Origin of the sequence: Mesorhizobium sp. M7A.F.Ca.US.007.01.2.1, from assembly GCF_003998165.1 — a bacterium.
GTDB classification, from domain to species: domain Bacteria; phylum Pseudomonadota; class Alphaproteobacteria; order Rhizobiales; family Rhizobiaceae; genus Mesorhizobium; species Mesorhizobium ciceri.
Map to the genome: position 1 here is coordinate 1 of NZ_RZQP01000339.1, position 5,075 is coordinate 5,075.

Here is a 5,075-nt window from a genome sequence, read left to right on the forward strand (position 1 = left end):
GATGAAGCCGATCGAAACCGGGATCGCTCCCCAGACCACCGCCCACGGCGTGTATATCGAACCGAGAAATGCGCCGCCGACTGCGATGGCCGACAGCAACGGCCAGATCGAGTTGTCAGCCGATGGTACCCTTACTTGCGGCATCGCATCGGCGACCGTACCGGCGAGCACCTCGCGGGCGTCGACACGCAGACCTTCGACCACTGGGAGCACATCGGGCTCGGCCCAAAGCGGTTCGCGGTGAGTTACCACGGGCAGCCGCGAAAAATCGTAGGAGGGCGGCGGCGACGTCGTCGCCCATTCGAGCGTGCTCGCGCCCCAGGGATTGTCTCCTGCAATGCGGCCGTTGCGGAGGCTGAGAAAGAGATTCAGGAAGAAAAGCGCGAAGCCCGCGAACACCACCAGCGAAGAGAGGCTGATGAAGAGGTTCATCTCTCCCCAGCCGCTCGCCGGCGGATACGTATAAACGCGGCGCGGCATGCCTTGCAGACCGAGAATATGCATGGGGAAGAAGGTGAGATTGAACCCGAGGAAGACCAGCCAGAAATTCCAGCGGCCGAGCCTCTCGGACAGCATGCGTCCGGTGATCTTGGGAAACCAGTAATAAACGGCGCCGAGCAGGGGGAAGACGGCGCCCCCGACCAGCACATAATGGAAATGGGCAACCACGAAATAGGTGTCGTGCACCTGCAGGTCGAGCGGCACCGAGGCGACCATGACGCCGGTCAGGCCGCCGATCACAAAGGTGAAGATGAAGCCGAGAACGAAAAGCATGGGCGTGGCGAAGATCGGCCGGCCGCCCCAGATCGTCGCAATCCAGCAGAAGATCTGAACGCCGCTCGGAATGGCGATCATCATCGAGGAAGCGGTGAAGAAGCTCTCGCCGAGTTGCGGCAGGCCGGTAGCGAACATGTGGTGCACCCACAGGCCGAAGGAAAGAAAACCGATCGCGATCAACGACAGCACGATCCCGAGATAGCCGAACACCGGGCGGCGAACGAAGGTCGGCAGGATCGCGGAAACGAAGCCGGTCGCCGGAATGAAGATGATATAGACCTCGGGATGGCCGAAGAACCAGAACAGATGCTGCCACAGCAGTGCATCGCCGCCTGCTGCGGGGTCGAAAAATTTTGTGCCGACCAGGCGGTCGAGGATCAGCATTGTGCTCGAGACCATCACGGCCGGCATGGCGAACAGGATGACGAAAGCCGTAACGAGGACGGACCAGACATAGAGCGGGATGCGGTCGAGCGACATGCCGGGGGCACGTTGTTTGAAAACTGTTGCGATGATCTCGACCGCTACCGCGAGGGCGGACACTTCGGTGTAGGTCACCATCTGCGCCCAGAAATCGGGGCGCTTGCCGATGCCATATTCGGGTCCGGCGAGCGGCACATAGGAAAACCAGCCGGCATCCGCACCGGTTTCGAAGGCGAAGGCGATCCAGATCATCAGCCCGCCGGAAAGATAGACCCAGTAGCTGAATGCATTGAGCCGCGGAAAGGCGACATTGCGAGTGCCGATCATCAGCGGCACCAGGTAAATGGCGAAAGCTTCCATCACCGGCACGGCAAACAGAAACATCATCGTCGTGCCGTGCATGGTGAACAGCTGGTTGTAGAGATCGGGACCGATATGGCCGGCCTCAGGCTGGGCAAGCTGGAAGCGCATGGCGAGCGCTGACAGACCCGCAAGGATGAGAAACAGGAAAGCCGTCACGATATAGCGCCGTCCGATCAGCTTGTGATCCACCGTGACCAGCCAGCCGTAGAAGCCTTTCGGCGTTCGCCAGGCATGCGCCAGAAAGGCGCGCAGTCTCACCTCTTCGAGACCGGTGTCACGGGTGCCTTTCAGGGCCTCCTGAGTGTGCTCGGTCGGCTTTCCCGCAAGGCCACTCATTCGAGGCTTCCGAGATAGGTGACGACCGCGTTGAGATCGTCGGCGCTAAGGGCAATGCGCGGCATCTTGGCGCCGGGCTTTATCGACTGTGGATCGGCGATCCAGGCGGCGAGCGCGCCAGGGGTCATGGCGAGCGTATCCGCGGCCAGTGCGCGTCGGCTGGCGAGATGAGTTAGGTCAGGTCCCACCGTTCCGCTGGCAGGCGTGCCTCTTATCGTGTGGCAGAGCGCACAGCCGGTGGACAGAAATGCCTGTTGGCCGCGGCGCTCTTCTTCGCCGCCAGGCGCGGATGCGACGGCGTTTTGCCTGGATTGCCATGCTTCGAACGCTTCGCGGCTTTCCGCGATGACGGTGATGGCCATATGGGCGTGCTGATAGCCGCAGAATTCGGCACACTGGCCACGATAGATGCCGGGCTTATCGGCGATGAGTGTGAGCTCACTCGGCCGGCCCGGAATGAGATCGCGCTTGCCGGCAAGGTTCGGCACCCAGAAGCTATGAATGACATCGAGCGAATCGAGTTCGACCTTGACCGGTTCGCCAACCGGGACATGGATTTCATTTGCCGTGACGATCGATTGGGACGGATCATCTCCGGGATACCGAACCTCCCACCACCATTGGTGCCCGGTGATGCGCACGGCAAGCGTTTCCGTTCCGCTCAGCGAAGCAATGGATTTGCCGGCGAAAAAACTCGCTATCGTCATCATGACGAGCACCAGAACGGTCAACGCAATGGCGCTGCCGACAGCGCGGGCAAATCGGCGCTCCTGACGAGAATCGATCTCGAGCGGCGAGCGCGTTGTCTCGGACAGGCGACGACGCAAAAGCGCTGCCGCCAGGATCAACATGACAAGCAGCCACGTGGCCACTGCGATTGCGCTGAAGGACCAGATCAGATCAAGGATTCTCCGGGCATTCGCACCGTGTGCATGGAGGGCCGATTGCTTGTCGCCGCATCCTGCCAAGGCCAATATCGGCGCTGCGCTGATCGCCCTCAAACGCCGTTGCGCGGCCGTTCCCTGAACGGTGCCAGGCAAGATTTGCCTGGGACATGTGGGGGCAAGCGACATTCGCGGTCGTGTCAGCCTGCGAGAGCTGGCCAACGGACTCATGCACCTCGCCATGAAGGATCCACCATCGTTGCCAAGGCCATAACGCGGCTGACTGAAAAAGGATGCTTGGCAACACCCCCCGGCTGAAAACCGACGCGAAGCGGTGCGGGTTAGACGATGCGCAACTGCTGGAAAGCCTGTTGCCGCCGACCGCTCGTTTGAATCCAGAAAGCGACCAGGAGCAGTGCGGCTCCGCCATAGATCAGGCCGGCGGGAATCCACATGATCAAGCCTGCAAGTTGCTGGTCCTCGAGCGGGTTGAGCCCCCATAAATCCGAGCCGATCGCATTATCCGGATACCACAGCCTGGGCGAGACGACGAGCAACACCCCGAGCAGCCCGGTGTGGAGGGAGGTGAAGAAAAGATGCATCACGGCATTGCCGCAAGCCTGCTCGCGGCCAAGGCGAGGCAGCAGCACCCACCAGAACAAAAGCCCGCTACCGAGGAAACTCGCGTGCTGGGCATAATGCAGGAAGCCCTGCTGGAGGGCAGCCTCGAACAGCGCCGGGACATGCCAGATCCATATCGCGGCTCCGTGCAGGACGGTCGCGACCACAGGACGGCTGATGAACGCCCAGACCGCCCGAAGCGCATTTGCATGTCCGGCCGCTCCGAATATCTGGCGCAGCTGTACCGGCAAGGCCCAAATCATCGCCGCCGTCGGGCGGGAGGCAACCAGCAGAGGCGCTGCGACCGCCATCAGCAATTCGTGCTCGATCATGTGCGCCGCAAACACATGTTCGCCCAATGCATGGATCGGGCTTACAAGGGCGAACGCCAGGACGGACCAGCCGGCAGCAAACAGCAAGGCCTGCCGGGATCGCAAGCGACGTCCACGTCCGCTCCGTCGCCACAGCCGGCCAGCGCCGGCAACATACAGCAAAAGGATTGCCGCCAGTGGCAATGTGATGGGTAGCGCCAGAGTCCAACCAGCCTGCGGAGCGCCGTTGCCATAGCAAATCGAGGTCGAAAAGAGCGCGTCGAAGCTCATGATCCGCATCCGTCACCCGGAAGAGCGCGGGTTCATCTGGAAAGATTCAGAATGAAGCCACTGAGGCGCGCTGTTCCACCTCCCTGCGCCGCCTCTAGGCATCCATCATCGATTTCGCCGGCTCACGGGCGATATTTTCTTCTATGCGTTCGTGTCCCGGCGTCCGCGGCAGGGCCTGGCGGAAGTTCTTGGCGTAGTCTGCCGGCATTTTGGGCGGCATCAGCGGCTCATAGGCATCTACCAGCGCTTCGATCACGACAGGGCCTTGCGTGGCGAAAGCCTGGTCGAGAACCGTCTCGATCTGATCGGGCCGCTCGATGCGAAAACCCTTTGCGCCCATTGCTTCTGCCGCCTTGGCAAAATCGATCGGCTGCAATTCGCAACCGAATTGCGGGTTGCCCAGAAACATCATCTGCTCCCAGGCGATCTGATTGAGCATGTTGTTCTTGATCACCAGAACCTTCAGCGGGATCTTGTAGCGCACCGCCGTCGAGAATTCGCCGAGCTGCATGGCAAAGCCGCCATCGCCGACGATGGCGGCAATCGGTCGACCGGGAAACGCTATGCCGGCAGCGATGGCGTAGGCCAGACCGCAAGCCATCGACGCCAGCGATCCGGACACCCCGAATGCCTGGCCGCTGCGAAGATCGACATGGCGGGCGGCCAGCTCCGTATTCTGACCGGAATCCGTGGCCAGCACTGTGTCGTCGGCCAATCTTTGTCCGAAAGCCCGGGCAATCGCTTGTGGCTTCAATGGTTGCGCCTGCATGTCTTCCGACTGCCGCATCATCTCGCGCCATTTTCTCATGGTCTCCTGGGAACGGCGCAGGAATTCATCGGAGGGCTTTTGCGTCAGGCGCTGGTTGAGCGCGCGCAATGTCTCGGCCGCGTCGCCGACAAGGCCGGCCTCGACCGGAAAGCGCAAGCCGATCCGCTGCGCATCGCAGTCGATCTGGACGCCACGGGCCTGCCCGGGCTGCGGGTAGTATTCGATGTAGGGAAAGGTCGAACCGACAATCAGCACCGCGTCACAACTCTCCATCGCCTCTTGCGAAGCCAGGGTTCCAAG

Annotated in this window: 4 protein-coding genes; all 4 read right to left on the bottom strand. The window is 61.5% G+C overall.

Going from position 1 to position 5,075, the window contains the following annotated elements:
- A partial coding sequence (gene ctaD / locus EN949_RS32955) for a cytochrome c oxidase subunit I (RefSeq protein WP_127371917.1) occupies positions 1 to 1,899 on the bottom strand: 1,899 nt, incomplete at its 3' end.
- Positions 1,896 to 2,939 carry a cytochrome c oxidase subunit II gene (gene coxB, locus EN949_RS32960; RefSeq protein ID WP_348629955.1) on the bottom strand — a complete coding sequence of 348 codons (1,044 nt, stop codon included), beginning with the start codon at positions 2,937 to 2,939 and terminating at the stop codon, positions 1,896 to 1,898. The genes coxB and ctaD, both read right to left, overlap by 4 nt.
- Before the next feature lie 185 nt (positions 2,940 to 3,124).
- The gene (locus EN949_RS32965) at positions 3,125 to 4,006 is read right to left on the bottom strand and encodes a cytochrome c oxidase assembly protein (protein WP_127365591.1); all 882 of its coding nucleotides are present in this window, start codon (positions 4,004 to 4,006) and stop codon (positions 3,125 to 3,127) included.
- A gap of 94 nt (positions 4,007 to 4,100) precedes the next feature.
- The coding region (locus EN949_RS32970; protein WP_245472570.1) for a thiamine pyrophosphate-dependent enzyme at positions 4,101 to 5,075 on the bottom strand (975 nt) is incomplete at its 5' end.

Bases quoted from the DNA above. Each gene is read 5' to 3' on its own strand.
- EN949_RS32965 (WP_127365591.1), bottom strand. From the start codon at position 4,006: ATGAGCTTCGACGCGCTCTTTTCGACCTCGATTTGCTATGGCAACGGC.